General features: G+C 35.5%; 26 protein-coding genes and 2 tRNA genes. 18 read left to right on the plus strand and 10 right to left on the minus strand.

The window, feature by feature from the left end:
* Positions 1-71: 71 nt before the first annotated feature.
* Positions 72-1,100, minus strand: coding sequence for a bifunctional 3,4-dihydroxy-2-butanone 4-phosphate synthase/GTP cyclohydrolase II (locus PHV22_RS03660; protein ID WP_295023038.1), 1,029 nt, complete (start codon positions 1,098-1,100; stop codon positions 72-74).
* A 158-nt stretch (positions 1,101-1,258) separates the two neighbouring features.
* Between PHV22_RS03660 and ovoA the strand changes: the two genes are divergently transcribed.
* The 5 genes from ovoA to PHV22_RS03685 all read left to right on the plus strand — a co-directional run bounded on the left by ovoA (position 1,259) and on the right by PHV22_RS03685 (position 5,238).
* The gene (ovoA, locus tag PHV22_RS03665; RefSeq protein ID WP_295023037.1) at positions 1,259-3,358 is read left to right on the plus strand and encodes a 5-histidylcysteine sulfoxide synthase; all 2,100 of its coding nucleotides are present in this window, start codon (positions 1,259-1,261) and stop codon (positions 3,356-3,358) included.
* A complete protein-coding gene (locus PHV22_RS03670) occupies positions 3,355-4,539 on the plus strand; it encodes a PatB family C-S lyase (protein ID WP_295023036.1) in 1,185 nt (394 codons plus the stop codon). Before ovoA ends, PHV22_RS03670 begins: the two co-directional genes overlap by 4 nt.
* 179 nt (positions 4,540-4,718) lie before the next feature.
* The gene (locus tag PHV22_RS03675; protein WP_295023035.1) at positions 4,719-4,943 is read left to right on the plus strand and encodes a DUF2798 domain-containing protein; all 225 of its coding nucleotides are present in this window, start codon (positions 4,719-4,721) and stop codon (positions 4,941-4,943) included.
* 125 nt (positions 4,944-5,068) lie between these two features.
* Positions 5,069-5,145: transfer RNA gene (locus PHV22_RS03680), tRNA-Met, on the plus strand.
* Between the two features lie 18 nt (positions 5,146-5,163).
* Positions 5,164-5,238: transfer RNA gene (locus PHV22_RS03685), tRNA-Gln, on the plus strand.
* Positions 5,239-5,347: 109 nt separating this feature from the next.
* Here the strand turns inward: PHV22_RS03685 and PHV22_RS03690 are convergent.
* The 8 genes from PHV22_RS03690 to PHV22_RS03725 form a co-directional block, all read right to left on the minus strand.
* On the minus strand, positions 5,348-5,749 hold the full coding sequence (locus PHV22_RS03690) for a DUF3617 family protein (protein WP_295023034.1): 402 nt from the start codon (positions 5,747-5,749) through the stop codon (positions 5,348-5,350).
* 154 nt (positions 5,750-5,903) lie between these two features.
* Positions 5,904-7,217, minus strand: coding sequence for a M23 family metallopeptidase (locus PHV22_RS03695; RefSeq protein WP_295023033.1), 1,314 nt, complete (start codon positions 7,215-7,217; stop codon positions 5,904-5,906).
* A 1-nt stretch (position 7,218) separates the two neighbouring features.
* Positions 7,219-7,710, minus strand: a complete 492-nt coding sequence (locus PHV22_RS03700) for an HIT domain-containing protein (RefSeq protein ID WP_295023032.1) — start codon at positions 7,708-7,710, stop codon at positions 7,219-7,221.
* A 47-nt stretch (positions 7,711-7,757) separates the two neighbouring features.
* Entirely contained in the window at positions 7,758-9,203 is a 1,446-nt protein-coding gene (locus tag PHV22_RS03705) for a UDP-N-acetylmuramoyl-tripeptide--D-alanyl-D-alanine ligase (protein ID WP_295023031.1), read from the minus strand.
* The gene (locus tag PHV22_RS03710; RefSeq protein ID WP_295023030.1) at positions 9,204-9,938 is read right to left on the minus strand and encodes an alpha/beta hydrolase; all 735 of its coding nucleotides are present in this window, start codon (positions 9,936-9,938) and stop codon (positions 9,204-9,206) included.
* A complete protein-coding gene (locus PHV22_RS03715) occupies positions 9,938-10,975 on the minus strand; it encodes a D-alanine--D-alanine ligase (RefSeq protein WP_295023029.1) in 1,038 nt (345 codons plus the stop codon). Before PHV22_RS03715 ends, PHV22_RS03710 begins: the two co-directional genes overlap by 1 nt.
* Before the next feature lie 13 nt (positions 10,976-10,988).
* Positions 10,989-11,558: a Holliday junction branch migration protein RuvA gene (gene ruvA / locus PHV22_RS03720; protein WP_295023028.1), complete on the minus strand. Its 570-nt coding sequence runs from the start codon at positions 11,556-11,558 to the stop codon at positions 10,989-10,991.
* A 12-nt stretch (positions 11,559-11,570) separates the two neighbouring features.
* On the minus strand, positions 11,571-13,475 hold the full coding sequence (locus PHV22_RS03725; RefSeq protein WP_295023027.1) for a flagellar assembly protein A: 1,905 nt from the start codon (positions 13,473-13,475) through the stop codon (positions 11,571-11,573).
* Between the two features lie 90 nt (positions 13,476-13,565).
* Here PHV22_RS03725 and murJ point away from each other — a divergent pair, with 90 nt between their 5' ends.
* From murJ to PHV22_RS03750, 5 genes are read left to right on the plus strand one after another with little or no spacing between them, the layout of a single operon-like run.
* Positions 13,566-14,972, plus strand: coding sequence for a murein biosynthesis integral membrane protein MurJ (murJ, locus tag PHV22_RS03730; protein ID WP_295023026.1), 1,407 nt, complete (start codon positions 13,566-13,568; stop codon positions 14,970-14,972).
* On the plus strand, positions 14,959-16,359 hold the full coding sequence (gene cysS, locus PHV22_RS03735) for a cysteine--tRNA ligase (RefSeq protein ID WP_295023025.1): 1,401 nt from the start codon (positions 14,959-14,961) through the stop codon (positions 16,357-16,359). The genes murJ and cysS overlap by 14 nt, the downstream gene beginning before the upstream one ends.
* Before the next feature lie 38 nt (positions 16,360-16,397).
* On the plus strand, positions 16,398-17,147 hold the full coding sequence (locus PHV22_RS03740; RefSeq protein WP_295023024.1) for an energy transducer TonB: 750 nt from the start codon (positions 16,398-16,400) through the stop codon (positions 17,145-17,147).
* A 6-nt stretch (positions 17,148-17,153) separates the two neighbouring features.
* Entirely contained in the window at positions 17,154-18,080 is a 927-nt protein-coding gene (locus PHV22_RS03745) for a class I SAM-dependent methyltransferase (protein ID WP_295023023.1), read from the plus strand.
* The gene (locus PHV22_RS03750) at positions 18,073-18,840 is read left to right on the plus strand and encodes a polysaccharide deacetylase family protein (protein ID WP_295023022.1); all 768 of its coding nucleotides are present in this window, start codon (positions 18,073-18,075) and stop codon (positions 18,838-18,840) included. The genes PHV22_RS03745 and PHV22_RS03750 overlap by 8 nt, the downstream gene beginning before the upstream one ends.
* A gap of 30 nt (positions 18,841-18,870) precedes the next feature.
* On the opposite strand, the gene PHV22_RS03755 is transcribed toward PHV22_RS03750, so the two are convergent.
* Positions 18,871-19,791, minus strand: a complete 921-nt coding sequence (locus PHV22_RS03755; RefSeq protein ID WP_295023021.1) for an FAD:protein FMN transferase — start codon at positions 19,789-19,791, stop codon at positions 18,871-18,873.
* Between the two features lie 108 nt (positions 19,792-19,899).
* On the opposite strand from PHV22_RS03755, the gene PHV22_RS03760 reads away from it, so the two are divergent.
* The 8 genes from PHV22_RS03760 (at position 19,900) to PHV22_RS03795 (ending at position 26,365) form a co-directional block, all read left to right on the plus strand.
* Positions 19,900-20,415 (plus strand): FMN-binding protein, encoded by a 516-nt coding sequence (locus PHV22_RS03760; protein WP_299945788.1) that lies wholly within the window; start codon positions 19,900-19,902, stop codon positions 20,413-20,415.
* A gap of 3 nt (positions 20,416-20,418) precedes the next feature.
* Positions 20,419-20,898, plus strand: coding sequence for a hypothetical protein (locus PHV22_RS03765; protein ID WP_295023019.1), 480 nt, complete (start codon positions 20,419-20,421; stop codon positions 20,896-20,898).
* Complete coding sequence (locus tag PHV22_RS03770) at positions 20,899-21,336, plus strand: hypothetical protein (RefSeq protein WP_299945791.1); 438 nt, start codon at positions 20,899-20,901, stop codon at positions 21,334-21,336.
* A gap of 316 nt (positions 21,337-21,652) precedes the next feature.
* A complete protein-coding gene (locus PHV22_RS03775; protein WP_295023017.1) occupies positions 21,653-22,288 on the plus strand; it encodes a NapC/NirT family cytochrome c in 636 nt (211 codons plus the stop codon).
* A 14-nt stretch (positions 22,289-22,302) separates the two neighbouring features.
* On the plus strand, positions 22,303-22,857 hold the full coding sequence (locus PHV22_RS03780; protein WP_295023016.1) for a cytochrome c3 family protein: 555 nt from the start codon (positions 22,303-22,305) through the stop codon (positions 22,855-22,857).
* A 27-nt stretch (positions 22,858-22,884) separates the two neighbouring features.
* Positions 22,885-24,408: a cytochrome c3 family protein gene (locus PHV22_RS03785; protein ID WP_295023015.1), complete on the plus strand. Its 1,524-nt coding sequence runs from the start codon at positions 22,885-22,887 to the stop codon at positions 24,406-24,408.
* A complete protein-coding gene (locus PHV22_RS03790; RefSeq protein ID WP_299945796.1) occupies positions 24,408-25,388 on the plus strand; it encodes a cytochrome c3 family protein in 981 nt (326 codons plus the stop codon). The genes PHV22_RS03785 and PHV22_RS03790 overlap by 1 nt, the downstream gene beginning before the upstream one ends.
* Positions 25,388-26,365 carry a cytochrome c3 family protein gene (locus tag PHV22_RS03795; protein ID WP_295023013.1) on the plus strand — a complete coding sequence of 326 codons (978 nt, stop codon included), beginning with the start codon at positions 25,388-25,390 and terminating at the stop codon, positions 26,363-26,365. The genes PHV22_RS03790 and PHV22_RS03795 overlap by 1 nt, the downstream gene beginning before the upstream one ends.
* Positions 26,366-26,371 lie beyond the last annotated feature (6 nt).

Below are 26,371 nucleotides of genomic sequence, written 5' to 3' on the forward strand. Positions count from 1 at the left end.
TTAGGGGGTTGGAAGGGACCGCAGTCCCTCCCACTAAAGTGGACTTGTTCACTTTAGTGCGTAACATCAAATTATATATCTATAATTTCATTAACTTCAAGACCAAATCCGCCAAGACCAACAAAGTCAGCCTGCTTCATTGAGGTTAAAAGATTCATCTTCGAAACACCTAGTGATTTTAGTATTTGTGCGCCTATTCCAAACTCTTTCATTGTTGCATTATCGTGATGATTTGGTTTATTGATGAAGATTAAAACACCACTATTTAGTTTCAAATACTCTATTGAATTTATTAAATTGTTATATTTTTTCTGATTTAGCAACAACTCTATGTCGGGGATTATATTGTGAACTCTTACATTAGCAATTTCACCGGCCTTGCCGAACACTATGGCTGTATGCTCAACTCCATCGTGATCCCTAAAAGTATGTTTGTTAGTTTTTACACCAAAAAATTCCATCTCCTCAACACTTATCTCACTAACAAGTCGCTCATTTGCTAGTCGATACTCAACAATATCAGAAATAAAAACAGTTTTAAGATTGTGCGTTTCACCAAAAATATCAAGATCATCTCGTCTTGCCATTGTTCCATCTTCTTTGATAATTTCACAAATAACAGATGATTGACTAAGCCCTGCTAGGCGGCACAAATCAACCGAACCCTCTGTATGTCCAGTTCTAACAAGTGTTCCACCATCTTTAGCAATCAACGGGAAAATATGTCCAGGTTTAACTAACTCATCAGCGTGGCTAATTGGGTTAGCTAAAATCTTAATAGTGTCATCTCTCTCATGTGCAGATATTCCAGTTGCCGCACCTCTTGCATCAACAGAGACCGTAAAAGCCGTCTCATACGATGATGTGTTTGAGCTTACCATGGGATTTAAATTCAGTCTGGTTGCTATCTCTTTGCTGAGCGCAACGCAAATCAAACCTCTTGCGTGTGTAGCCATAAAATTAACATGTGATGGTGTTGAAAAAGCAGATGCGTAAACTAAATCGCCCTCATTTTCTCTATCTTCATCATCAATCATGATGACCATTTTTCCTTTTTTTATCTCTTCTATAGCTTCTAATACTCTATTTGTTGGTGTCATAAACTCTTCTTCTTTTAAAGTTCGCTAATTATATAAAATTGTTGATTAATCGCAGTTTGATATTGGTGAGTGTTTTTTAGCTTCACAAGTACTTCAATCTAAAAAAATATCTTAATTATTCGCTACAATAATAACCACACTAAGCACAAAGGCATTTTTTGAGTAATTTTAGTTTATACCCAGTAACCCTTGATGGGACGGACGCAAAAGCAAAAAGGGAAGAGATTAGAGATTATTTTAACAATACATTTTCAATTTTTGAGAAGATTTTTGAACTGTTAAAAGATGACACTGTTTTCTATAAAAAATCAGAAATTACCAGACATCCAATGATATTTTATTTTGGTCACACTGCAACTTTTTTTGTAAACAAGCTAATAAATATGAGAATAATCAAAGAGAGAATCAATCCTAAATTTGAGTCAATATTTGCAGTTGGTGTTGATGAGATGGTATGGGATGATATGGATTCAACAAACATCAAATGGCCAAATGTTACCGATGTGAGGGATTATAGAGCAAAAGTCAGGGAGTTAGTAAATGAACTTATCATGGACATTCCACTAACTTTGCCAATAACCCAAGATAGTGATATGTGGATTATACTTATGGGAATTGAGCATGAGCGAATTCACATAGAAACATCGCTAGTGTTACACAGACAGATGCCATTGGAGTTTATAAAAGATGTAAATGAGTTTAATATCTGCTCTCACAGCTCAAAAACTCCAAAAAATGAGATGGTTCAGATAAACAGTGGAGCTGTAATCTTAGGAAAAGAGAAGTCGCACAATCTTTATGGCTGGGATAATGAATATGGACAATACAAAGAGAACATAGAAAGATTTCAAGTATCAAAATACCTTGTAAGCAACGGCGAATATATGTCGTTTGTAGAAGATGGTGGATATGAAAATGACAAATATTGGGATGACGAGGGCAAAAAGTTTTTAAAAATAAGCGGCGCTAAACATCCATCATTCTGGGTTAAGAGTGGCGATACTTACAAATACAGAACCCTAAGCAGAGAAATCAAGATGCCACTTGATTGGCCTGTAGATGTAAACGCACTTGAAGCAGAGGCTTTTTGTAGATATAAAGGAGAAAAAGATAGCGTAACCTACTCTTTACCGAGTGAAGCAGAGTATAGACTGATTTATAACCATGCAAAATTAGAAGATATTCCAGATTTTCATGAGAGCAGAGCAAATCTGAATTTTTATCACTACTTTAGCTCATGTCCTGTAAACGAGTTTGATTTTAATGGCATATATGATGTTGTAGGAAATGTTTGGCAGTGGAGCAGAACTCCAATTTTTGGTTTTAGCGGCTTTGAGATACATCCTGCTTATGATGACTTCTCGATTCCCACTTTTGACAACAGACATGTACTTATACTCGGCTCATCTTGGGCAAGTAGTGGAAATCTTATCATGAAGCACTCCAGATACGCTTTTAGAAAACATTTTTATCAAAACGCAGGCTTTAGATATGTGATCTCAAATGCAAAGACAAAAGTAGAATCCGACATCTACGAGAGCGATGAACTTGTCTCGCAATATTGTGAATTTCAGTATGGAGATGAATACTTTGGCGTTAAAAATTTTGCAAAAGAGAGCGTGAAAATAGCTTCAAGATTTGTTAAAAACACAAATAAGGCGCTCGATTTGGGTTGTGCAACGGGACGCGCAACATTTGAACTAGCCAAAAGTTTTCAAGAAGTTGAAGGTATTGATTTTTCAGTTAGATTTATTCAAGTTGGCTCAAAGTTGAAAAATGATGGCTATATAGCTTTTAGAACATATCAAGAGGGTAAGCTATACAAAAACAAAAAAATAACAATTGAGGAGCTTGGATATGAAAATATAAAAGAGCGGGTCTCTTTTTGGCAAGGTGATGCTTGTAATTTGAAACCAAACTTTAACTCTTATGATTTGATATTGGCAAAAAATCTTATAGACAGACTCTATAATCCAAAACTATTTTTAGATACCGTGCACGAGAGACTCAATGGTGATGGGATTTTAGTCTTGACATCTCCATACACTTGGCAAGAGAGTTCCACTAAAAAAGCGTTTTGGCTCGGTGGATACAAAGATGATAGTGGCAGAGAGATTAAAACCATCAATACTTTAAAAGAAATACTGGAGAAAAATTTTGAATTTCTACATGTTGAGGATTTGGAGTTTGTCATAAAAGAGACGCAACGAAAATACCAACATAGTGTTGCAGAGGTTAGTGTCTGGAGAAAAAGATGAGTTATGACTTTTCAACTTCAGCAGCAAGAGAAAACACAAACGCAGAAAAATATACTCTAAGAGAAAAACTCTTTGGAACTGAGGATGTAGAGCCTCTTTGGGTTGCTGATATGGATATCGACACGCCAGATTTTGTGATTGATGCAGTTAAAAAGCGATTAGAGCATCCAATAGTTGGCTATGAAGAGGTGCCAGCAAGTGCATTTTTGGCTCAGATAGAGTGGATGAAAATGGTTCATGGAGTGGAATTTGAGCTCGAAGATATGCTTTTTTCACACTCCGTTGTAGCTAGTATGAATACCGCAATAGATGCTTTTAGCGAGATTGGCGATAAAGTTATAGTTCAAACACCAGTTTACCCGCCTTTTTTTCATAGCGTTATGGAGCACAATCGAGAAATTTTGAAAAATCCGCTAAAGCTTGATGATAATGGGATATACTCGTTTGACATAGAAGATCTAAAATCAAAAATAGATGAAAAGACGAAGCTTCTGCTTCTCTGCTCACCTCATAATCCCGTTGGAAGAGTCTGGAAAAAAGAGGAGCTGGAGAAAATTTTAGAGGTTTGTCTAAAGCACAATATTGTGGTTTTTAGCGATGAGATTCACTCTGATTTGGTCTATGAACCAAATATCCATATTCCATTTGCCTCGCTCTGTAAGCAAGCAAGGGAAATAAGCGTAACGGCTATTGGAGTTGGAAAAACCTTTAATATGGCAGGATTTGCCATGAGTAGCGTTGCTATACCAAACAAAGAGTTACATGCTAAATTTTTAAAAAGCTATAACCGCATACACTTCGCCCAAGGAAATGCACTTTCTCATGTAGCTTTTGAGAGTGCATATAAAAATGGTGATGCGTGGCTTAAAGAGATTAAAATTCATTTGCTAAAAAACTATATTATGCTAAAAGAGTTGTGCGAAAAATTTCCGTCAATTATAAAAATAACTCCGATAGAAGCAACTTATTTGGCATGGTTAGATTGTAGAGACATGAAACTTGATGGCAAAGGTTTAAGAGACTTCTTTATCCATAAAGCAGGACTTGGACTTAGTGCTGGACTTAATTTTGGCAGAGAAGGCAGTGGATTTATGAGATTAAATTTTGCGGTATCATCCACAAAGATGTCGCTTATACTGGAAAAACTGGAAAAAGCTCTACAAGAATATAAAAACAGTTAGCTAACTGATGTTACACACTTTTGCAAAAAGGAGCGTAACACACTTTGTATTTCTCGAAAAAATTGTTTTTCCTAGCTTTATGGGGTTGGAAGAAATGGCAATCCCTCCTGCTAAAGTGGATCTGTTCACTTTAGCATACAACATCAGTTAACTAAATTAAAATAAAAAAGGCTCAAAATATGGTCTCAATCAAATATCTTCATCAGGTTCAAGCGTTTCTTCTATCTGGATTTATGAGCTTTATTATGTCCGGAGCAATTACGCTTATAAATCTTGGACCAGTAAATGGATTTGTTAATATTTGGATTCATGCGTGGTTGGTTGCATATATCATCGCATTCCCAACCATACTGCTTGTTTTTCCATTTGCACACAAAATTGCAATGAAGATTGCATCAAGATAAAAATATTCCATTCCAGCTACATCTCTGTCGTGAAATAGATTTTAAATTTTACAAAAAAGTCCTTGACAAACAAAGACAATTGCTATATAATTCCGCCTCAACAGCACAAAAGCTGTCTGAAACACCGCGGAATAGAGCAGTTCGGTAGCTCGTCGGGCTCATAACCCGAAGGTCATAGGTTCAAATCCTATTTCCGCAACCAACATTTCAAATTAAACACTGGGGTGTCGCCAAGCGGTAAGGCATTGGTTTTTGGTACCAACACTCAGGGGTTCGAATCCCTTCACCCCATCCACTTTAAAACTTCATTAAACACTACGCCAATTCTAGCAACAAGTGCAATTTTCACCTAAACTAACTCACTAATTTTCTACTCATTTCACTGAAAAATACTTCAAATAGTCTTATTTACATGCCCCCGTGCGTTTACCACTTATATTTGATATCATAGTCATGCCGTTTGTATCTATTTCTATTTTACCATTGGCTGTTGTTTTGTTGTAGAGTATGGTGCCTGTTGAGACGGACTTAACACCATCGTTTGTACATTCCATTTTCCAGTAAACACTATTTTTAGAAATCTTGTTTTCTACCATTTTACAATCTTTATTTTCTTCAGATTGTTTTGGTACTAAATCTTTTTTTGTTAAACAAACACTATATGAAGGTGATACAAACGACATCCCTGACATCTCCATAGTGCTTTTCCACTCCCATATGCCAACTTCTACATCTAACTCTTTTGCACTGAGCGATACAACTGCAAAAAAAGAAAACAAAAAAAAGTTGCGAATAAATCCACCCACTATAAATCCTTTTGATATTTTATGACTCTTATAGATTGTATTAAAAACAAGCTTACAAAATTAATAAGATTTATGAAGAGTTGAGTGTCCACTTGCAATATCTCCTACAAACTAAAATTGGCGAATAAAATTATTTATAACCACTTCTGTAAAGCTACTTAGCTTGATAAAAAGCTCCCTTTATTGGCTCTGTAATTGTCCCAGTTTGACACTCAAATTTAATTGGAATTGTCTCCACCGAGCCTGCATCTTTTGTTCTAAATACTGCGAAGTGCAAATGTGGCCCATCTAGATTTCCGGTGCTTCCAGAATTTCCTATATACTGACCTCTCTTAATGGAGTCTCCAACCTTAACAGCCACTCCATTTTGCATAAGATGATAATATGTTGAAAATGTAAAATCACTGTGCTCTATAGTTATAAAATTACCATATTTCTTATACTCTTCTCCAAAACCACCTATATTTGAGTCTGATTTTGTTTTCACAACTATACCGTCTCGTGCAGCATAAATCTTAGTTCCAACACTCATCCCAAAATCAATAGCAAATTTGCCATGCCCTTTATGTGATTTTTGCCCATTATAGCCCTGTGTTACTCTGCAGATTGCATTTGTTGCAAATGGAAGTCTGTAGATATAGTTATCATCGTGAATTGCATTTTTTGAACCAATTATCCAGCTAGTTGTAAAGCTATAAGAGTATGGCTCTTTTGTAAAATAGAGTTTTATATACTCCACTTTACTTTTTGCATCAACCACTACTTCATTTTGTTGATTTTTGTCATACTCTAAATTCTCATATTTGCCATCAACCCTGAGAGTAATTTTGTATGGATTACTGTTTTGTATGGTTATGGATATGTAGTTTTGCTCTTTTGTAGCTCTTATTTCTACACTGTTTTTTGCGGAAGATATTGAGTCATTTTTATCTGAAACCAGCGTAGTTGTGGTTGGTTCTTCAAAAACTTCTTTTTGACTCTCCTGTATTAATTTATCTGTTTTCATCTTTTTTTCTAGAAGTTGACACTTCTTATCTGATGATTTTTTTTTGTAGTACTCAATAGCTTTTTGTGATATAGCTCTACTTTTTAGTAGATTGTCAAACTCATAATTAGTCAATTTTAAAAAAAGTTCATACTCATCTTTGTCTATAGATATACTGATATTTTTATGTAAAACATTTAAAACATAGCCATACTGCTTTTGAAGAATTCGCAGTTTACTGAGATACTCTCTTTTATCTTTATCTGAGGTTGATACTTCAGCCTTGCGACCCAGCTCCATGGTGGCACTTGCATCATTTATATATCTTGCTCCCTCATCTCCCAGCTCTTCAATATCACAAAGATTTGAGAGTGGTATTATAGTTTTGTAGAGTGGGTCACCTAGATTTGCATAAATCAGAGGAAATTCAGCACCGTTTATGGCACCAAAAAAAATAGTACAAAAAAAGATGATTTTAAACAAGCTAGATATACTTCGGTATTAGAGATTTTATTTTTTTATAAATTTTTAAAAAATCGGTTGAATAGACCCTATTGTTGGCAATGGAGGTTATAAAATTTGTATCTCTCTCCCATCTTGGAACCAGATGCATATGGATATGCTCAGCTATTCCCGCTCCGCCTGCACTGCCTAGATTCATCCCAATGTTTACTCCATGAGCGTTAATGCCCTCTTTTAAAAGTCTTACGCCTTTTTGAGCCAAAGTGCTCATGTGAAGCCAAACTTCAGGCTCTAAATCTTCAAGTTTATCCGTATGCTTATGCGGAATTATCATAAAATGGCCAGGAGTGTATGGGTACTTATTCATGACCAAAAAGCAAAATTCATCTCTATATAAAACATGTAACTCTTCGTCAAGCGGCTCATTTTGGCTTATATGGCAAAAAACACAGCCCTCAACATCATGACTTTTTATATACTCATCCCGCCATGGGGCATACAAAATATCTTTCATAATAATCCTTTATAAAAATAGACTTTTTCAATAAAAAACAGTGTTACCTAGATAAAGTTTGGAGCATCATTTGCGAACAAGATTATATCTCCAGAGGCTGTCTCTTGTGCTAAAACATCTACTAACTTGGATTTATCATGCAGCATAATTTTATTTTTTACTTTCAGATGCTTATCAAAAAGTTCCGCGTTTAGTTTGCCTGTGACTATAACTATGTCAAAAACTTCGTTTATCGCATCTATGAGTTTTATGTTTAGCTCGTCACTACTCTCAACCAAACCAGGTGTTACTATAACTTTTCTGCCATTATGGAGTGAACAGAGTCTTACGCCCTCAAGCATTCCCTCTATATTTCCATTATATCCATCATCAAGTATTATTTTTCCACCTGCAACTATTTTTTGAAGTCTATGTTCAACTGGAGCTAACTTGCTAACTGCTAATTTTATATCTTCATTACTCATGCCAAACTCTTTAGCAATTCTCACACTAACCGCTATGTTCATTGTCTGAAAAGAGCCTAATATGCTTGTGTGAAGAGATAAAATCTCTCCATCAAGTTCTAAATCAAAGCTGGTTCCATATAGATTTGAGTCAACATTTTGAATCTCATCCCCAAAAAAAATCACTTTATCATGTGGCTCATCTGTTACAGAGTAGTGTATAAACGCTCTCTCTAGCCTAGGGGAGTGTATGATTTCTAGCTTTGTTGTGATAATATTTTTAAGAGTTTTAAAATACTCTATATGTGCTAGGCCAATCTTTCCAACAACAACTCTTTGTGGCTCTAAAAATGAAGTGATTTCATATATATCGCCACTCTCTCTGGCTCCTGCCTCACAAATATAAATCTCTGTATCAAGTGGTAAAGACTCATTTACATCTCTGATAATCCCACCGATGGTGTTTACACTTCTAGGAGTTGCATAAACCCTAAACTTTTTACTTAGTATCTCTGCCATAAAATTTTTAATGCTAGTCTTACCATAACTTCCAGTGATGGCTATAATCTGAAGGTTGGCAATACTTTGAAGCCTTTTTTTTGCCTCTCTTTTAAATGCCATAAACAGAAATTTTTCTATCAAAAAACTACCCATATAAGCAGTAGCTAAAGGCATAAACACACTGTAAACATGACATGCTGATTTCAGAGTACATAACACATCAAAAAGCAACACCAAAGAGATAAGAAGAATTAGAAATCTCTTGACTCTCCAAGTTAAAATAAGCTTCTTATCCAATTTTTTATGCCAAATAAACATAGCTGGCAACAGTATTAGATAAAAAAACAGGTAAAAATAGTCATGAAATGCGTAATATGCAACGAATGGGATTAGAAAGTAAAAAATATGCCATAGCGGCTTGTGGTGCTTTAAAATAACGCGAGAGAGTCTGTAGTCATACCATTGAAGATTTGTTATAAGATACCAGCCAAGCGTGGTTACAAAAAATACATTTGTGACAAAAGCCACCAAGATTTCATAGTTTTGCATCTAGTGCTCCAATGTTTTTAAAAATGTCTCTTCTATATTTTTAGATATATCTTTAGCGTTTTTCATAAAGAAGTAGTGATCACCACTATAGACTATGAGTTTGGAGTCTTTTATAAGGCTCTTCATAGTCTCTCCAGAGCTAAGTGGAGTTGCGCTGTCCTCCGCTCCCCAACAAAGAAGAGCCTTTCCGCCATAGAGAGAAAACTCTTCGGAAAAATCTTCATTAACTACATTTTTAAATGTCTGATACATCGGCTCACTCAGCGCTTTTGCATCAGCTGCCACAAAAAATTCTCTAAATTTTGATAGTCCTAATGATTTTAAAAGTTTAAATATCACTATCTTTGTTCTAACTTTAAGAGATTTTGGCACATAGATGCCAGCGCTTGATACCAGAACAAGCACTTGAGGCTCTAAAATAAGCGCCACTTTTCCACCAAAAGAGTGCCCTAAAATAATATCTTTAGATGCATTTAGATGAACCATTAAAAGCTCTACTGCTCTTGCATAGTCTCTCGTAGTTAAAGGCAAGTTGCATGTGCTTCCTCCAAACCCTGGCAAATCAATATAAATGTGGCGAAAACTATCCATATATGGTGAAAATGATTGCTTCATCAATCCCTTGTTGCTACCCCAACCATGCAAAACAATCAAATCAATTTTTGCGTTAGGATTTACAATTTCATAACTAATATCCAAGGTGTGATGATTAAATAAAATAGATTTTACCGCCACTATTTACCTTTTGCTTTAGAGATTGAGTGAATGTACTCGTAGTTTACTTTTACTCTTTTTGTGTGCGGCAGTGAGTTTGCAAGAAGAGCTATAGACTCTTTAAAATCTGCAAATAGATAGTTTGCCATAGAACCAGGGATTGGATTTATCTCATTTAAGAGCACCTCGCCGTCAACTACAAAAAAGTCACATCTTATAAGTGAGCCTTCAAAAAGATTTCTATAGATTTTTTCAAAATTAATTCTTAGTTTTAGCTCCAACTCTTCATCAACATCGGCTTTTAAAACCTGCTCGCTTCTTGAGAAATCCATATATTTTTTCTCAAAATCCAAAAATTCCTCTTTATGTGGCTCTTCAACTATTGAGAAATACATTTTACCATCTGCCATAAAGCCTGCTAAGTTGTACTCTTTTACACCGTTTAAAAATGGTTCAACTATAATATTTTTATCATACTCAAATGCACTATCTAGAGCGTAACTAAGTTCACTATCCTCTTTTACAATACTCACTCCAATAGAGCTTCCAAGACAAGCTGGTTTCACTATAACAGGATATTGGATATTTATATTTTTATGCTCACTTAAACTTAGCTCTTCATGAGCCACGCTTTTTACACCTCTTGCACTGCAGAGCCATTTTGTGTATCTTTTATCATAAGAAAACACACTCGCATCAACTCTTGGTCCAATGTATCTGATAGAGAAAAAGTCCAAAAGTGCAGCAATTGTTCCATCTTCTCCATCGGCACCATGTATGAGATTTAAAACCGTACCTGTGTGTAAAACTGACGAGAAGAGAGTTTTTTGAACAAAACCGCCATTTGTCAAAGAGAGTTGCGGCATTTTTTTATGCAAACCTTTTGAAAAAGTGACAGCCTTCATGCTTGATGAGTCTATCAAATAAAAGAGATGGTCTTGATCACAAAAGATAAAATCTAAATCAAATCCTGCTAATTTTCCCTTTACTGTTATCGCACTCACGATGCTAATCTCATGCTCAAAACTAGCGCCGCCAAATAAAATTGTTAATTTCAATATTTTTCCTTAATTAAATTGTTTGTAGAAGTCTAAGAGCTTCTTTTACGAGAGAAGCCGTATCACTGCCAACGCTGCAAGAACTGAGCGCATTTGAGATTTTATCTTTTTTAAACCCTAGAGATTCCAGCGCTTCACTTGCTTGAGAATAGGCTAGATTTTGTGGTTCACCTTTTGTCATAAGCAGTTCAACATCAAAACCATTTAGCTCTACCAAAATACGCCCTGCACTCTTTGGTCCAATTCCTGGAACTCTCTGCACCGCTTTTATATCGCTAGAGCTTATTACGGTTGCAAATTGAGACGGCGTATAAGTCGAGCAGATTGCCATCGCTACCTTTGGACCAACTCCATTTATTTTTATAAGTTTCTCAAAAAGATTTTTCTCGCCACTCTCTAAAAAGCCATATAAAAGTTGAGCATCTTCACGAATAATGTGGGAGATAAACAATTTTACCTCATCTTTTGGAAGTGCTGAAAATGTTTGCAGAGATATAAAAACCTCATACACAACGCCATTAACCTCAACATGCACAAAAGACGGCTCTTTTTTTTCAACCTTGCCATTTAATCCAACTATCATCCTAAACTAACCTCACTCATGTACTGGTTTAATTTCAAAAGTTCCCTCTTCTGTTTCAACAAGAGCAAAAATCTGCTCTGTTGAACCCTCAAACGGCTTATATACTATGTCTATTGATGGGCTTACTAACTTAAAAATCAACTCATTATATCCATTCCATTTATCTCTATTTATAATTCTTGCTTCAAATATACTCTCTTGAAAAGAGGCAATTTTCATTGTTAAATATTTAAATCTCTCCTGCTTTTCAATATATTCTTTTTTTATTAACTCTAAGTGCTCTTGAATTTTTTGAAATTGTTTATACTTATCAACAAAAGACGCTGGCATTGCAATCTTGTTTTGCTGATAGTGAATTAATTTTTTTCTTATCTCATTGAATGCAGCTGTGTTATCTTTTACTAACTTTTCATATTTAACTATCTCTTTAGCAATCTCTTTGGTCTCTTTTCCAAGCTCATCTATGTTATCCATATTTTCTGAAAATAGCTCCTCTTTTTCTTTATGAACCAGCGGATCTATTGTAAAAATATTTTCACTTCCTTGTAATTTTTTAATCTCTATAAGCTTTGAAGCGGTCGCTTTAACATGTGAACCACAGAGAGAAATTTCTATCTCTTGACCTCTTATATCTCCTCCGACTGCTTGTCCGATTGAAACCATTCTACCTCTAACTTCTCCAGATTCTAATCGTCCAATTTTAATATTTTTACCAACTGCTAAACCTTTATGTACTGTTATTGTCAGCTCATCTGCATTAACTTCTGATGTTTTGTGGGTTTGACCATTTATAGTTGCTCTTCTTGCTCTAACTTTTACTCTGGCTCCAATATTCCCCTCTACATCTATTTGATTTACTTCAACTTCCATTCCTTCACCAATAGCATCTTTTTCAAAATCACTCTCTTTTACATTCAAAGCTATATCAGAATCTAAACCAGAGACGATTGAGCCAGTTGTTTTAAAATCTATGGTATTCACTTGCAAATCTGACTTTATCTGATAAACTCCATTTTCTAAAACTATGTACCCACTTTTTTTAGCAACATACTCTATAGTGTCTGCCTTCTCTATAACACTTATTGTATCATCAACGCCAAATGAAGGGGCATATCTAACAAATGGTTCCATTGGATCTAAAAACTCTCCAGAGCAGTTTCTACCAGGCTGACCTTTTTTTGGCTTTATATACTCAATAAGCAGATTGCCTTCGCCAACACCATTAATAAAACCTCTTTTGGAGTAATCAATAGCACCATTAATCGGCTGCGTTGTGTCCTTTTTATAGTGAAAAATCAGATTGTCGTGTATTGTTGCTACCGGCTCATGAGACTCGGCAATAAGGAGGGTTATAGATTTATCATAGCTTAAAGTTCCATCTACTTTTGCTTGTGCTGAAATCTTTAAAACAAGTTCTTTGAGCATTTTGTCAAATACATAGATTAAAATTCCAGCACGAACTTTACTTTTATTTATATAGTCCACAAACTCTTTCTCAAATGTTTTATCAACTTTAATTTTCGAACCTGCTTTTATACTTAGATATATCTTGCACTTTGTTGCATTTGCACCGACTGCTGAGTTAAAATTTTTAAAAATAGAATCATTTTCTCTTAAAAATATTTTAACTTCATATATCTGTTTTATCTGAAAATTTTTATTTAAAATTTCAGCATCATCGCTTATCTTATGAAGCATTTCATCATCAATTAATTCCCAATCTGCTTCACTCTTTTCTTTGTTGGTTCTGGTATATGTTTCAACTTCAAGTATTTTAAAATCCAATGTATTTGGTGATATATTATGTCTTTTTGCAAGCTCAGCAATCTCTTTTGCAACAAATTGTGTTTTAATAATTGTTGGATGTACGGTTATTGGTTTTTGAATGACATTATCATTTTTTTCAAATAGTCCCACTGCACCCATCCTAAAAATAAATTTATAAAATTAAACCGTTCATTTTAATCAAATATTTGTTAAACTTTCGTAAAAATCACAAAGAAGCCCATGATTAGAGCAATATTTACAAATAGTTTTGGAATTTTAGTATCAAGAATTTTGGGTTTCATACGAGATTTGATGACAGCAGCAGCTCTTGGTGCAAATATATACAGTGACATATTTTTCATAGCATTTAAGCTCCCAAATCTTTTTCGTCGTATCTTTGCTGAAGGTGCTTTTACACAGGTTTTTATCCCAGCGTTTGCTCGCTCTATCCATAAAAGCGTATTTTCGGCAAATATATTTTTACTTTTTTCTTCCATCATACTCATAATAACTCTTCTAGTAAATTTACTTCCTGCACTTGCAACAAAGTTAATCGCAGTTGGATTTAACGATGCAACAATAGAGCTAGCGGCACCGTTTGTGGCCATAAACTTCTGGTATCTGCCACTAATCTTTATGGTTACTTTTTTGAGCACAATGCTGCAATATAAACACCACTTCGCAACTTCAGCATTTTCAACTGCGCTCTTAAATATATCACTAATTTTGGCTCTAATTCTCTCAAAAGATAAATCTCAAAGTGAAATAGTTTACTATCTAAGTTTTGGCGTTGTTATCGGCGGGATTGCTCAACTAGCTGTCCACATCATTGCTGTGAAAAAACTAGGACTTATGGGTATTTTACTTGGTGGATTTAAGTACCTAAGAGTAAAATCAAAGATTATAAAAAAAGATACAAGAAAGTTCCGTAGAGAATTTTTTCCAGCCATGTGGGGGAACTCAACTGCTCAAATTAGTGGATTTTTAGATACTTTCTTAGCTTCTGTTTTAACGGCTGGATCTATCTCTTATCTCTACTATGCTAACCGTATTTTTCAACTCCCACTCGCTCTTTTTGCCATCGCCACCTCTATAGCTCTGTTTCCGCAAATCTCAAAATATCTTAAAAACTCGGATGAGAAAAAAGCTTTAGCCTTTTTAACAAAAGCGTTCTGGTTTTTAGCATTCCTGCTGACGATGAGCACATTAGGTGGATATATCCTAGCCTACGAAATGGTTCATTTTTTCTTTGAGCGAGGTGCTTTTACGGCTGAAAATACGCAAACAACAACGACTGTTTTGCAGATGTATATGATTGGACTGCTTCCATTTGGACTACAAAAACTATTTTTACTCTGGATATATGCAAAACAGATGCAACTAAGAGCCGCTAAAATAGCTACAATCTCACTGGTTTTTTATGTAGCTCTTAGCTTAGCGTTAATTAAACCGATGGGCGTCGAAGGCTTAGCATTTGCAACAACTGCAAGCGGAATTGTTGGTTTTATACTGACCATAAAAGCCTTTGGAACAAAAGATTTTTTTAGTATGTTTCACTCAAAATACTCGCTATATTTACTTGTATCTATACCTATTTTATCTATAATATTTCTAATAATCAAAAGGTTTCTTCATGCATATATTTGATTCTGTACAGAAAACAAAACGAAAATTCACTCCAATGGTTGAAGGCAAAGTTTCGCTCTATGTATGTGGTCCGACTGTTTATGATGATGCTCATCTAGGACATGCAAAAAGTGCCTTGGTTTTTGACCTTTTAGTGCGTGTTTTAGAAGCAAATGGATACAGTGTAATCTATGCAAGAAATATAACCGATATTGATGACAAAATAATCAAAAAAGCACAAGAACAAAACAGAACCATAAAAGAGATTACGGATTTTTACACAACTGCTTATCATAGAGAAATGGCGTTTCTTGGTATAAAAAAACCTGATATTGAGCCAAAAGCAACAGAATCACTTAATGCCATGTTTGAACTTATTCAAAAACTCATAGATAACAAACACGCTTATAAAACCGAAGATGGCGATGTCTATTTTGACACAGCATCTGATAGCAAGTACCTCACTCTTTCAAATAGAGTTCAAGATGAGGGCGATAAATTCCAAAGGGTTGAGAGTTCGTCCATGAAGAAAAATAGTGCTGATTTTGCTCTATGGAAGAGCGTCAATGATGGTGGTGTTTCATTTAACTCACCATTTGGCTCTGGTCGTCCAGGGTGGCACATAGAGTGTTCTGCCATGATAGAAAAACATTTTGTAACTGTAAGTAGTCCTTATGCCATCGACATTCACGGTGGCGGAGCTGACCTGCTCTTTCCACATCACGAAAACGAAGCTGCTCAAACTAGATGTGCAACCTCTCATCCTCTGGCAAACTACTGGATGCATAACGGTTTTGTAAATATTGATGGCGAGAAGATGAGCAAAAGCTTGGGAAATAGTTTTTTTCTCAAAGATGCTCTAAAAGCATATGATGGCGAGGTTTTAAGATTTTATCTTCTTAGCACACACTACAGAAGCAACTTTAATTTCAACGAAGATGATCTATTGTCTTCAAAAAAACGCCTAGATAGGATTTATAGACTCAAAAAACGCCTTTTTGGTTTAGCTAACGCGTATGAGAGAACAGCTTTTTGTGAGAAACTGTTAGATACTTTAAGCGATGATCTGAACATCTCAAGCGCACTAGCCCTGATAGATGAGATGATAAGCTCTGCAAATGAGACGCTAGATACAGCAGGGAAACATAAAGAGTTAAAAAAAGAGACGCTCTCAAATCTAACATACATAGAAAAAATTCTTGGCTTTGGGGCTAAAAATCCGTTTGAATATTTTCAATTTGGTTTGAATGAAGATGCAAAAGCAAAAATTGCCGAACTTATCATAAAGAGAGATGAGGCAAAAAAAGCAAAAGATTTCGCCTTATCTGACACTATTCGTGATGAAATTTTATCTTTTGGAGTTAGCTTGATGGATACTCCAAACGGTACTTTTTGGGAGAGAACTTAACAAAACCAACTGGTTTTGTTCTGCTATATTGATAGTTTATGAATATAAAAACACTTATAAGCAACAACAAAAAGGCTCTTATCGCATCGCTTATTTTTCACATAATACTTATAGCTCTCTATTTTTTTTACTTTTATAGTTTCCAGAAAAAAGAGCAAGGGAAGATAGCTATACCAATGAAGTGTATTTGCAACTGCGATATGCCGAAGTGTCCAATGAACAAAAACAAGAAACTGCAAGAACCAAAAAAGAGTATTGTTAAGGAGAGCGTAATAACCCAAAAAATAGTTGTTAAAAAACAAGCTATTCAAGAGGCAGTAAGCGAGACTTCTTTAGTAAAAAAAGAGTTTATTCAAGAGAAGATTATCCAAATACAGCCAGCAGAGACAAAGCTTTTGCATCTGCAACCAACAAAAGCACCATCTATAGAACAATATACTCACGAGATAACAAAAAAAAGTGAACCAATTACGCCAAAACAGATACAAAAAGAGCAAGACGACGAGTTTATGACAACAAATTTCTCATCAATCAGAGATATGGCAACCAAAAATCTATACTATCCAAATAGAGCCCAAAAAATGGGCTGGGGAGGAACAACAGAGATAAAAATGATCATAGACACAAACGGAAAGCTCCTAGATGCTACCATCAACAAATCCTCAGGAAGAGAGCTTTTAGACAACTCAGCACTAGAGTCTGTACTCTCGCTTAAAGATGAAATTTTGCCGAAGCCAAAAAAAGTCACAACCCTAATACTGCCAATATCTTTCTCGATTAAAAAGTAGCATAAAATGAAAATAGAAGAACTAAAAAATCATCTACAAAATAACTCAAAAAATTTATCAAACGAGTTCAAACGCCTTTTTCATGGACGCGGTGGAGTCTATGATGAGTGGAGTTTTTTAACTATTGACTCTATTGATAAAATACTTAGCGTGGCACTATATTTTGAGATACAAAGCGGGCTTGAGACAGAGCTTATCGGCATGTTAAAAGAGTATATTCAAAGCACATCCCACACAATCATAATCCTCCAAAGACGCTATAAAAGTGGCTCTCCAACTGAAGTTATAGTTGGTGAGTTAAAAGAGGATATTTTTGTAGTTGAAAATGGTATGAAGATAAAACTGAACCTACGCTCAAACCAAAATAGTGGTTATTTTGCCGACATGAAAAATGGCAGGGAGTTTGTAAGAGAAAATTCTAAAGACAAAAATGTACTAAATCTATTCTCCTATACTTGCGCTTTTAGCATTGCTGCTATGCTTGGCGGGGCAAAAAGTGTTGTAAATGTTGACATGAGCAAAAGTGCGCTCACAACTGGAAGAGCAAATCATCATCTAAATAACCTAGAGACTAAAAATGTTTCGTTTTTACCGTACAACATACTTAAATCATTCTCTGGCATAAGAAGAAAAGGGCTATATGAGCTTATCATAATTGACCCGCCAACACTGCAAAAAGGGAGTTTTGAGGCTTCAAAAGATTATATAAAAATCATCGCGAAACTCTCGCAATTGGCGAGTGACAATTGCACTGTTTTGGCATGCCTAAACTCACCAGATTTAGATTCATCTTATCTAATAGAGCTATTTAAAGAGGTCGCGCCAGAGTTTAGTTTTGTAAAAAGAGTTCAAAATCTAGAAGAATTTGCAAACATAAATGAAGAGAGAGGCTTAAAAAATTTAGTTTTTGAGAAAACTGCCTCTTATGTATAAAATCAAAAAACAGAGTTCTACTCTTAAATTTATATATCTATTTTTTATGGCTTCTGCTCTTCTAGCTGATTCTGCACCCAAACAGTGGGGGGAGAGTGTTACAGGAGTAATCAAATCTTTTAACACAACAAAAAAAGAGATAGCTCTTACTTTTGATGCATGTGGTGGAAGTGTGCAGAGTTCTCAATATGACGCACAACTAATCAAATTTTTAAGCGACAACCATATTCCTGCCACACTTTTTATTAACCTACGATGGATTGACTCAAATCCTAAAATATTCCTAGAACTTGCCTCAAGTCCAAATTTTGAAATTGCCAATCATGGATCCAGACATAAACCTCTCTCTATGAACGCAAAAGCCGCTTATGGTATTATTGGAACCTCTTCAAAAGCCGAAATAATCGAAGAGATAGATGAAAACAGTAGAAAAATATTTGCACTAACAGGTAAAAAACCAACTTTCTTCAGAGCAGGAACCGCTCACTATGATGAGCAGGCAGTTGAAATTGCTCTCTCAAGTGGAGTTAAAGTTATCGGCTTTTCTGTACTGGGAGATGCTGGTGCTTCATATGACGCTTTAAAAGTTGCACAACAAATCAAAAGTGCACATGCTGGTGATATTACTATTGCCCACATGAACCATCCAGAATCAGGAACAAGAGAGGGGTTTATTGAGGCTATAAATGCCTTACGCAAAGAGGGGTTTATTTTTGTGCGTCTTAGTGATATAAAAGATTCTCTAGTGCGACTTCCCTAGATTTATCAATACAGAAAAAGATTTTAGTTTTTAAAAAAAATCTACAACTACACCATCAGGCAATTCGCTCTTAATTATCTCCCTACTGTTTAAAACCAAAACAAAGCTGATCTTTTCACGCCGAAGCAGAGCAATGGCATCTTTTAGACTCATAATAGAAACTGCTGTAGCCATTGCATCAAGTCGTGTGTTGTCACCATTATCCATTAAAGTAACTGATGCGAAGAGTTGTTCGGATTTGCCTGTTTTTGGATTAAGTAGATGATTGTGTGTTTTGTTTTTTATAAACCTCTCATAATTTCCGCTCGTGCTAACTGCAAAAATAGGAAGCACTGAGTGGATGGTTGCGAATGTTTTATTTGGTGAAAATGGGTCAGTTATAGCAATTTCACATACTCCAATACAGCCAATGTCACCACTTGCTGCCACTACTGCTCTATCAACTCCTCTTTTTTTTAGAAGTTCAATAGACAAGTCAACCGCGTAACCTTTTGCAATTCCGCCCAAATCCACAATCGCTCCATGAGATAAAAATGCGTAATCCTCTTTGATAGTCAGTTTGTCCGCTCCAACATTTACGAGCGCTCTTTTGAGCTCGGTTTTATTTGGAACTCTCTCGTTTCCACCAAAGCGATATGCTCCATGGCTAAGTGCTCCGATTGTCACATCAAAAACACCGTTTGTTAATTTTGAAATCTCCAAAGATCTCTCAAGTAGAGTTTTTGTTTGCGAAGTTAACTGCAACTTGCCATATCTGTTTAATCTTGAGATTTCGGAGTTGCTTTTATATGTTGATAGGCTCTCATCCAGCTCTTTAAATAGACTAAACACTGCATCAGTAGCATTTTCATCATCTATCTTAACACTTATCATGGTTCCCATATGAACTTGCATTCGCTCACTAGAAAAAAGAGTTAAAGCCATAAAAAATAGAATTAAAATTAGTCTCATAATTGCATCTTATCATATTTATTACTTTTTTCGCTTGTTTAATAAAAGAGTTTTTCTATCCTCTTTAAGTATAATTATACTCTTACATCAAAATATAGGAGTTATCTCTTGAATAAAATAACACTACTTTTACTTCTCTCTTTCTCATTGGGTACTGCACAAAATCTAGGCGATCCAGTGGCTATAACTGGGCGTACATTTGGCATGAAATCTATTGAGACAAAAAATATAAACTTGAACGATGCTCAAATAGGACAGTTATCAACTGCATCAAAACAGAAAATCGATACAAAACTTTATCGTGTTTTCATCGCAAAAAATGGCTCTAAAGTTGCAGGATATGGCGTACTTGTTAACAAAAAAATACGAACAAAAAATGCAGTTACTCTTTATCTTATTACAACTGATAAAAAAATCAAATCTATTGAGATAGTGGCATTCAATGAGCCAGCAGAGTATCTTCCGAGTAAAACTTGGCTAGAGCTGTTTGATAACAAAAGCGAAAGTAATCCTCTTATGTTAAATCAAGACATTCCAGCTAAAACGGGTGCTACACTCTCAGCTAGAGCAATTACTGATGGCGCAAGAGTAGCATTAGCACTACTAAAAATTACAAAGCTGTAAAACATGAAATTTATCGCCGGTAAAAAACTCTCTGACAACAAAACTCTTCGAGCAACTATACTTTGGATGCTTTTTGCGTTAATCGTTGCTATGTCGTTAAGTATTGTCACAAAAGGCATAGAGTTTGGATTTGCTCCAGATGAGTGGATAAAAAGAGTTATTGGGAATGAGGCGGAGTTTATCGAACCACTTGGATTTAAAGATCTGCTACTTGGTGTTCATACTGATCTTTTTGGACTAATTATCACTTTTATTATGATTGCATCACTCTATACTCGAACCGCACACAGCGAAGTAGTAAAAATTGGCTATATGATTTTATCTATCGCCACACTACTTATTTATCCGATTGGGCTACTTCTTTCTGGAATGCTTGGGGGCACAGGAGTTGTCCTATCACTAGGTGCTTTTACTATCTTCCATCTACTAGCCATAATCGCTTCACTAGATTTGATAATAGCAATAATGAGAAAAAGATACTAAATGAATACTCGCCTACTCTCTTTTTTAGCTCTTGGTTTTAGTGCACTTACAATCCTCCAAGCACTCCTTGGAACACTACTGTTTTACCACACTATCGGCTTCTCACTAGATGCAATCAACAACTACTACGCCCCAAAATCCTTGCATGGCTTGCTAGAAGTTCTACTTCCGCACACTCTTTTTATCTCAATCGCACTAATGGCAATCACACATTTTTTAAGCTTTATCCAAACTATTAGCGAAAACACAAAACGCATAGCAACTCACACACTGTTTCTTCTTTTTGTTTTAGATCAAAGCTCAGTGCTCCTAATAGCTTCAGGCTTTGAGATATTTGCCATCGTAAAACTTTTTGCCTCTACCATGTTTCAAATCTCGCTCTCTTTAGTTTGGATAGTTATGTTTAAGCATACTTTAAAAGCAGTAGAGAAAAATTAACAGCTCATACATATAATGTAAAATCTTTAAAGCTCGTCTATAAAAAATATTTTTTTGCTCTTCTGCTGCTTCTATTTTTTACTTCTCAAAAAACATAAAATTATTTAAAGTATAGATTTAAAAAATATTTTTTTCTTCAATTTCAATAAAAAAATTTAATTATATTATCACAAAATAGAGCCTATTGTAGGGCTTTTTCAGGATTTTATAGAAATTTTACATATTACATTTAATTATTATAAAAAAATTTATTTAATCAGGTATTTTTTGATACAATTAATAAATAAATTAAAAAAATGTAAAAAAAGGGGCTTTCATGGAATATGAAGATCACACAAACAAATTCGAAAAACCAAAAAGAAAATTTTGGTTTGGATGGAAAGGAGTAGGTATATTACTTAGTGGCGGAGTGATAGCTGGGCTAGTTATTTCATTTATTACAGTTGTAGCAGTTCAAGAAACATCAGGGGTAAATTTCTGCTCTGCATGTCACTCAATGAAGCCTATGGCAGATGCGTATAGAAACGATGTCCATGGCGGATATGGGCATGTTGGTGTTATGGCAAAATGTACAGATTGCCATCTACCTCATGAATCTACGATGGGTTATTTGGTTCAAAAAATCAGAACTGGGTGTTGGGATGTTTGGGTAGAGACAACGCATGACACCTCTAAGATTGATTGGCATGAAAAACGAGATGAACGACGCAACTGGGTATATGATTCTGGATGTCTTCATTGTCACGAAAATCTTCTTCGAGGAACTCGCCCTAATAAAAAAGCATTTACTGCGCATAAGGCATACTTTGCTAAAAAACTAGTCGTTATGGGAAATGAGGGAAAAGAGTTGGCAAGATGTGTTGATTGTCATAAACATGTAGGACATTATCAACTTGAAAAACATCTTCCTGAGGCCCCTGAAACTCTTGCTGACACAGTTAAGTCAGAGTAGTTTGGAGGATGGTTATGAAAAAATTTAGTAAAAAACAGATAATTGCTACTATTATGGCAGTGATATTTATTGTAGCGTTTGTGCTTATGGGAGTGCCTGAAAAACTAGGTCGTCTTGCGGTTATAACTAAAGATATAGCAACAAACATGATAAACGCTACTCATGGTGATCCTCGTCCACTTGAAGAGATGACAACTGCTTATATCAAAGCCAATACAGGCACAACAAAAGATATAGATTATAAATATCTCCCTGAAGCACTTAAGCCATTCAAAGAGCATGTTCACTCCCCTTTTAGAATGGGAGCTTGTGCTGTCTGTCATGCACCAAATCGCTCTAAGCCGGCAGCAATTGTAACTCACACCGTTAGTGAGCTCTGCTACAAGTGTCATACTCCAGTTGATGGCATTAAGCCTAATGGAAAAGAACTTGACTGCAATAAGTGTCATAGTCCGCATCATGCAGATAAAGAGAAGTTAATTCGAAATACAGTTACTGAAATTACATGTCCAGCAGGGAAGTTTGATGCCGAGACAACACTGCCTGAGATAAAGCATAGTAGTCACTAAAGCAAAAACAAAAAAGAAGAGTCAATAATGATAAAAAAACATGGCACAAAAACGATTATTTTCTTACTACTACTAATTGGAACAGTTGCGCTTTACCAAGTGGATGCTGGAAAAAAATTTGGTCGTTTCATCACTGTAATGAAAGATATTAGTATTAAAGTACTCAATGGCGAGCCGGAGCAGATAGTAGAAATTAGTGATGATGAACTAGCTGAAGTTAATGTAAGACAGATTGCCAGCGATCTTGAGGGTAAAAAGCGAGGAGAATCTGAAGCAGAACATACACCAGCAGCTCCCACTAAAATACCAAGAGACGAAATTCGTGCCGAAGAGCGACCTACTCACACTAAAACAATGATTAAAGAAGCAAAACTCATTGATTTAAAAGATATTCCAGCCAAACTAAAACCACTTAAAAAATATATGCATGAACCATTTAAAATGGGTGCATGTCAGATATGTCATATCCCAAAGGGAGATAATCCTGCGGCTCTAGTTAAAAATAACATTCATGAGATATGTTATGAGTGTCATAAAACAAAATACACAAAAGAGTTTGACCATAAACCAGTAAAAGATGGACAATGCACAAAATGTCATGACCCTCATCAATCAGACACACCAAAATTACTCAAAGGTATTTCAGTAAACGACACATGTCTTAAATGTCACGATAAAGTAAATGGAGCAAAAGGTGTAACAAAATTTATCACCATGAATGGCAAATACAAGCACAAGCCGGCCGAAAAAAGCTGTTTAGAGTGTCATGATCCACATACTTCAAACTATAAAACACTAATGAAAAAAGAGGTTGGTCTTGAGTTTTGCCTTGATTGTCATAGCTCCATAAAAGATCATAAAGATATGCGTAAATGGATAAATAGTGCGAAATATAAACATGGCGCAGTTGATGATAGCAAAGGAAAATGTCTTGAGTGTCATGACCCACACTCATCAAATCATCCAAATATTCTCAAAAAAGATTCAGTACAGGTTTGTCTAGAGTGTCACAACAAATCACTTAAATCTAAAGAAGATGGTGGAACAATGATGAATATAGCTCAACATCTAAAAGAAAATCCAAACTGGCACAAGCCAATTAAAGAAGCAGACTCCAAAGATGGGGGATGTAATGCTTGTCATGATGCACATGGATCAGATAATTTCAGTATTCTTAAAAAATCATTTACCAAAAATTTCTATGCTGATCTTGAAAATAAAGATTTTTTCTGTTTTAAATGCCACAAAGAGACTAAGATAACGGAACGATTCACAACAAATAGTGATGTTACAAAATTTCGTGATGGAGATATAAATCTTCATTACCTGCATGTCAATGATAAAAAAGGTCGCTCTTGCCGCGCCTGCCATGATGAGCATGCGTCGAAAAATAAACATTTAATTCGTGACTATACTGATTTTAATAGTATAAAGTTTCCGCTTCGATTTATAGATGGGCCAAATGGTGGCTCTTGTGCCCCAGCTTGTCACAAGAAATTTGAATATGACCGAAGCACGCCCAAAGGCATTGGTCAAAAAGATAGCAAATAATGAGCAAAATAATTAAAAAGATATTTATATCAACTATAATGGTAAGCACAACATTCTCTCTGCTGATGGGTGCAGAGAGCATAGAAATCTCTCCTTCAATTGATAAAAAAATCTTTCATGAGCAGTATGTGTCAGTTACTGTTAAACTAAACAACAAAAACATCTCAAAAGTACTAATAGTTACTGACAAAAATGAACATTACCCCATAGAATTAACCACCCAATGTGACAATGTATGCTCCAAAATAATAAAACTTCGTCTTGGAGAGAACTCTATTCGCGTTGAGGGATATATTGGCGAGGAGCTGGCTTATGAAGTAAAAAATGAGCTCTACTGCGCCTCACAAGCTTTCAGAGAGTACAAAGAAGCTCCGATTAAATATAAAGAGCGCTTTTTTCACACCGATAAAAATGAAAAACTATGTGCAGAATGTCACGATATGAGCAATAATGAACAAAAAAAAGTTGCTTTTGTTGATGTCAAAGACTCCAACTGTTTTGTTTGCCATAAAGCAATTACATTAGATAGATATGCCCATGCTCCATCAGCAAACTGGCTATGTACAAGTTGTCATACCGGAGAGATAGAAAATAAGAGTAAAAACATAATTGAGAAATCTAAATTTATCGCTCCCAAACAGATTGCATCTGCTTGTTTTTCTTGCCATGACAAAAACAAGCAGAGTTGGGACACAAAAAAACACAAACATTTTCCAGTTGAAGCTGGAATGTGTACAAGATGCCACAACCCTCACTCTTCTGACAACAAGATGTTTTTGCGAGTAAATTCTAGCTTCTTATGTCTAGAGTGTCATGCCGATAAAAAATTATCCCAACAAATACGAGGAAACTCAAAATGTCCAGGAGAACAAAAAGATGGCTGCACGGAGTGTCACAATCCTCATGCGTCAGATTATCGCTTTTTATTAAAGTCTCCACATGTAGATAAAAAAATAGATAATAACATCAAAGGAAAATAATGCGTTTTACTCTTATGCTTTCATTTATTTTTTCATTTTCCACTTTATGGGGTGAAGTTGGTGCCATAAAACTCATTACTCCAATACCATCGACTATATATCACGAAGAGACAGCATCTGTTGTTGTTACTTTTGTCTCACCACTCATCGATGGCGTTATTATCTCTGCTGAATCAAACCAAAGCAGCAAAATTATTCGTCAAAAAGAGAGGAATAGTTACTGTAAAACGGTACAACTAGCTCCCGGAGAAAACAAAATAACTGTAAGTGGATTTGGAAAAGATGGGACAATAGAAAATATTTCAGTGCTTATTTTTCATGATATTGTGTCGGAAAAGATATACAAATATCCTCCAGAAAAGTATATGGAAGAGAGTTTTCATACTCCAACAAATGAACGGTTCTGCTCTTCATGTCATAAAATGGAGGTCAATGAGATTCCAAAGATTGCCTTTGAAAATCCAGCAGACTCTAACTGTTTTCAGTGCCACCAAAAACTCACAACGCGTAAATATGGTCATGCACCGGCAATAAACTGGCTCTGCACATCTTGCCATGAAATAAAAAAAGAGCTAGGCGATTCAAAGTTTACTCTCCCCTCCATGATTGGCAAAACATGCCTAAAGTGTCATGATAAAGAGAGCCAAAAGTGGGAAACAAAACGATTTCATCATATGCCAGTGGACTCAGAAAAGTGTACACGATGTCACAATCCTCACTCATCTGAGAATAAATTTTATCTAAAGGCTAAACCGTGGGACATCTGCACTTCATGTCATATAGACAAACGAGAAGGAAAGCATGTTATCAACACTTTTGGCAACAAAAATCATCCAACTCGCGATAAACCAGACCCTTCTCGTCCAGGAAAAGAGATTGAATGTATCAGCTGTCACAATCCACATGCCTCCGACTCTGCGTCACTTATAGATGCAAAAAGCCCAATGAGTATCTGCATAAAATGCCATAAAAAATAGCAAAAT

Origin of the sequence: Sulfurimonas sp. (assembly GCF_028713515.1) — a bacterium.
GTDB lineage: Bacteria > Campylobacterota > Campylobacteria > Campylobacterales > Sulfurimonadaceae > Sulfurimonas.

Coding starts and splice junctions, on each gene's coding strand:
- PHV22_RS03740 (WP_295023024.1), top strand. CDS start 16,398: ATGAATATAAAAACACTTATAAGCAACAACAAAAAGGCTCTTATCGCA.
- PHV22_RS03765 (WP_295023019.1), top strand. CDS start 20,419: ATGAAATTTATCGCCGGTAAAAAACTCTCTGACAACAAAACTCTTCGA.
- PHV22_RS03780 (WP_295023016.1), top strand. CDS start 22,303: ATGAAAAAATTTAGTAAAAAACAGATAATTGCTACTATTATGGCAGTG.
- PHV22_RS03700 (WP_295023032.1), bottom strand. CDS start 7,710: ATGAAAGATATTTTGTATGCCCCATGGCGGGATGAGTATATAAAAAGT.
- PHV22_RS03675 (WP_295023035.1), top strand. CDS start 4,719: ATGGTCTCAATCAAATATCTTCATCAGGTTCAAGCGTTTCTTCTATCT.
- cysS (WP_295023025.1), top strand. CDS start 14,959: ATGCATATATTTGATTCTGTACAGAAAACAAAACGAAAATTCACTCCA.
- PHV22_RS03775 (WP_295023017.1), top strand. CDS start 21,653: ATGGAATATGAAGATCACACAAACAAATTCGAAAAACCAAAAAGAAAA.
- PHV22_RS03785 (WP_295023015.1), top strand. CDS start 22,885: ATGATAAAAAAACATGGCACAAAAACGATTATTTTCTTACTACTACTA.
- PHV22_RS03660 (WP_295023038.1), bottom strand. CDS start 1,100: ATGACACCAACAAATAGAGTATTAGAAGCTATAGAAGAGATAAAAAAA.
- PHV22_RS03770 (WP_299945791.1), top strand. CDS start 20,899: ATGAATACTCGCCTACTCTCTTTTTTAGCTCTTGGTTTTAGTGCACTT.
- murJ (WP_295023026.1), top strand. CDS start 13,566: ATGATTAGAGCAATATTTACAAATAGTTTTGGAATTTTAGTATCAAGA.
- PHV22_RS03795 (WP_295023013.1), top strand. CDS start 25,388: ATGCGTTTTACTCTTATGCTTTCATTTATTTTTTCATTTTCCACTTTA.
- PHV22_RS03705 (WP_295023031.1), bottom strand. CDS start 9,203: ATGCAAAACTATGAAATCTTGGTGGCTTTTGTCACAAATGTATTTTTT.
- PHV22_RS03790 (WP_299945796.1), top strand. CDS start 24,408: ATGAGCAAAATAATTAAAAAGATATTTATATCAACTATAATGGTAAGC.
- PHV22_RS03745 (WP_295023023.1), top strand. CDS start 17,154: ATGAAAATAGAAGAACTAAAAAATCATCTACAAAATAACTCAAAAAAT.
- PHV22_RS03755 (WP_295023021.1), bottom strand. CDS start 19,791: ATGAGACTAATTTTAATTCTATTTTTTATGGCTTTAACTCTTTTTTCT.
- ruvA (WP_295023028.1), bottom strand. CDS start 11,558: ATGATAGTTGGATTAAATGGCAAGGTTGAAAAAAAAGAGCCGTCTTTT.
- PHV22_RS03750 (WP_295023022.1), top strand. CDS start 18,073: ATGTATAAAATCAAAAAACAGAGTTCTACTCTTAAATTTATATATCTA.
- PHV22_RS03670 (WP_295023036.1), top strand. CDS start 3,355: ATGAGTTATGACTTTTCAACTTCAGCAGCAAGAGAAAACACAAACGCA.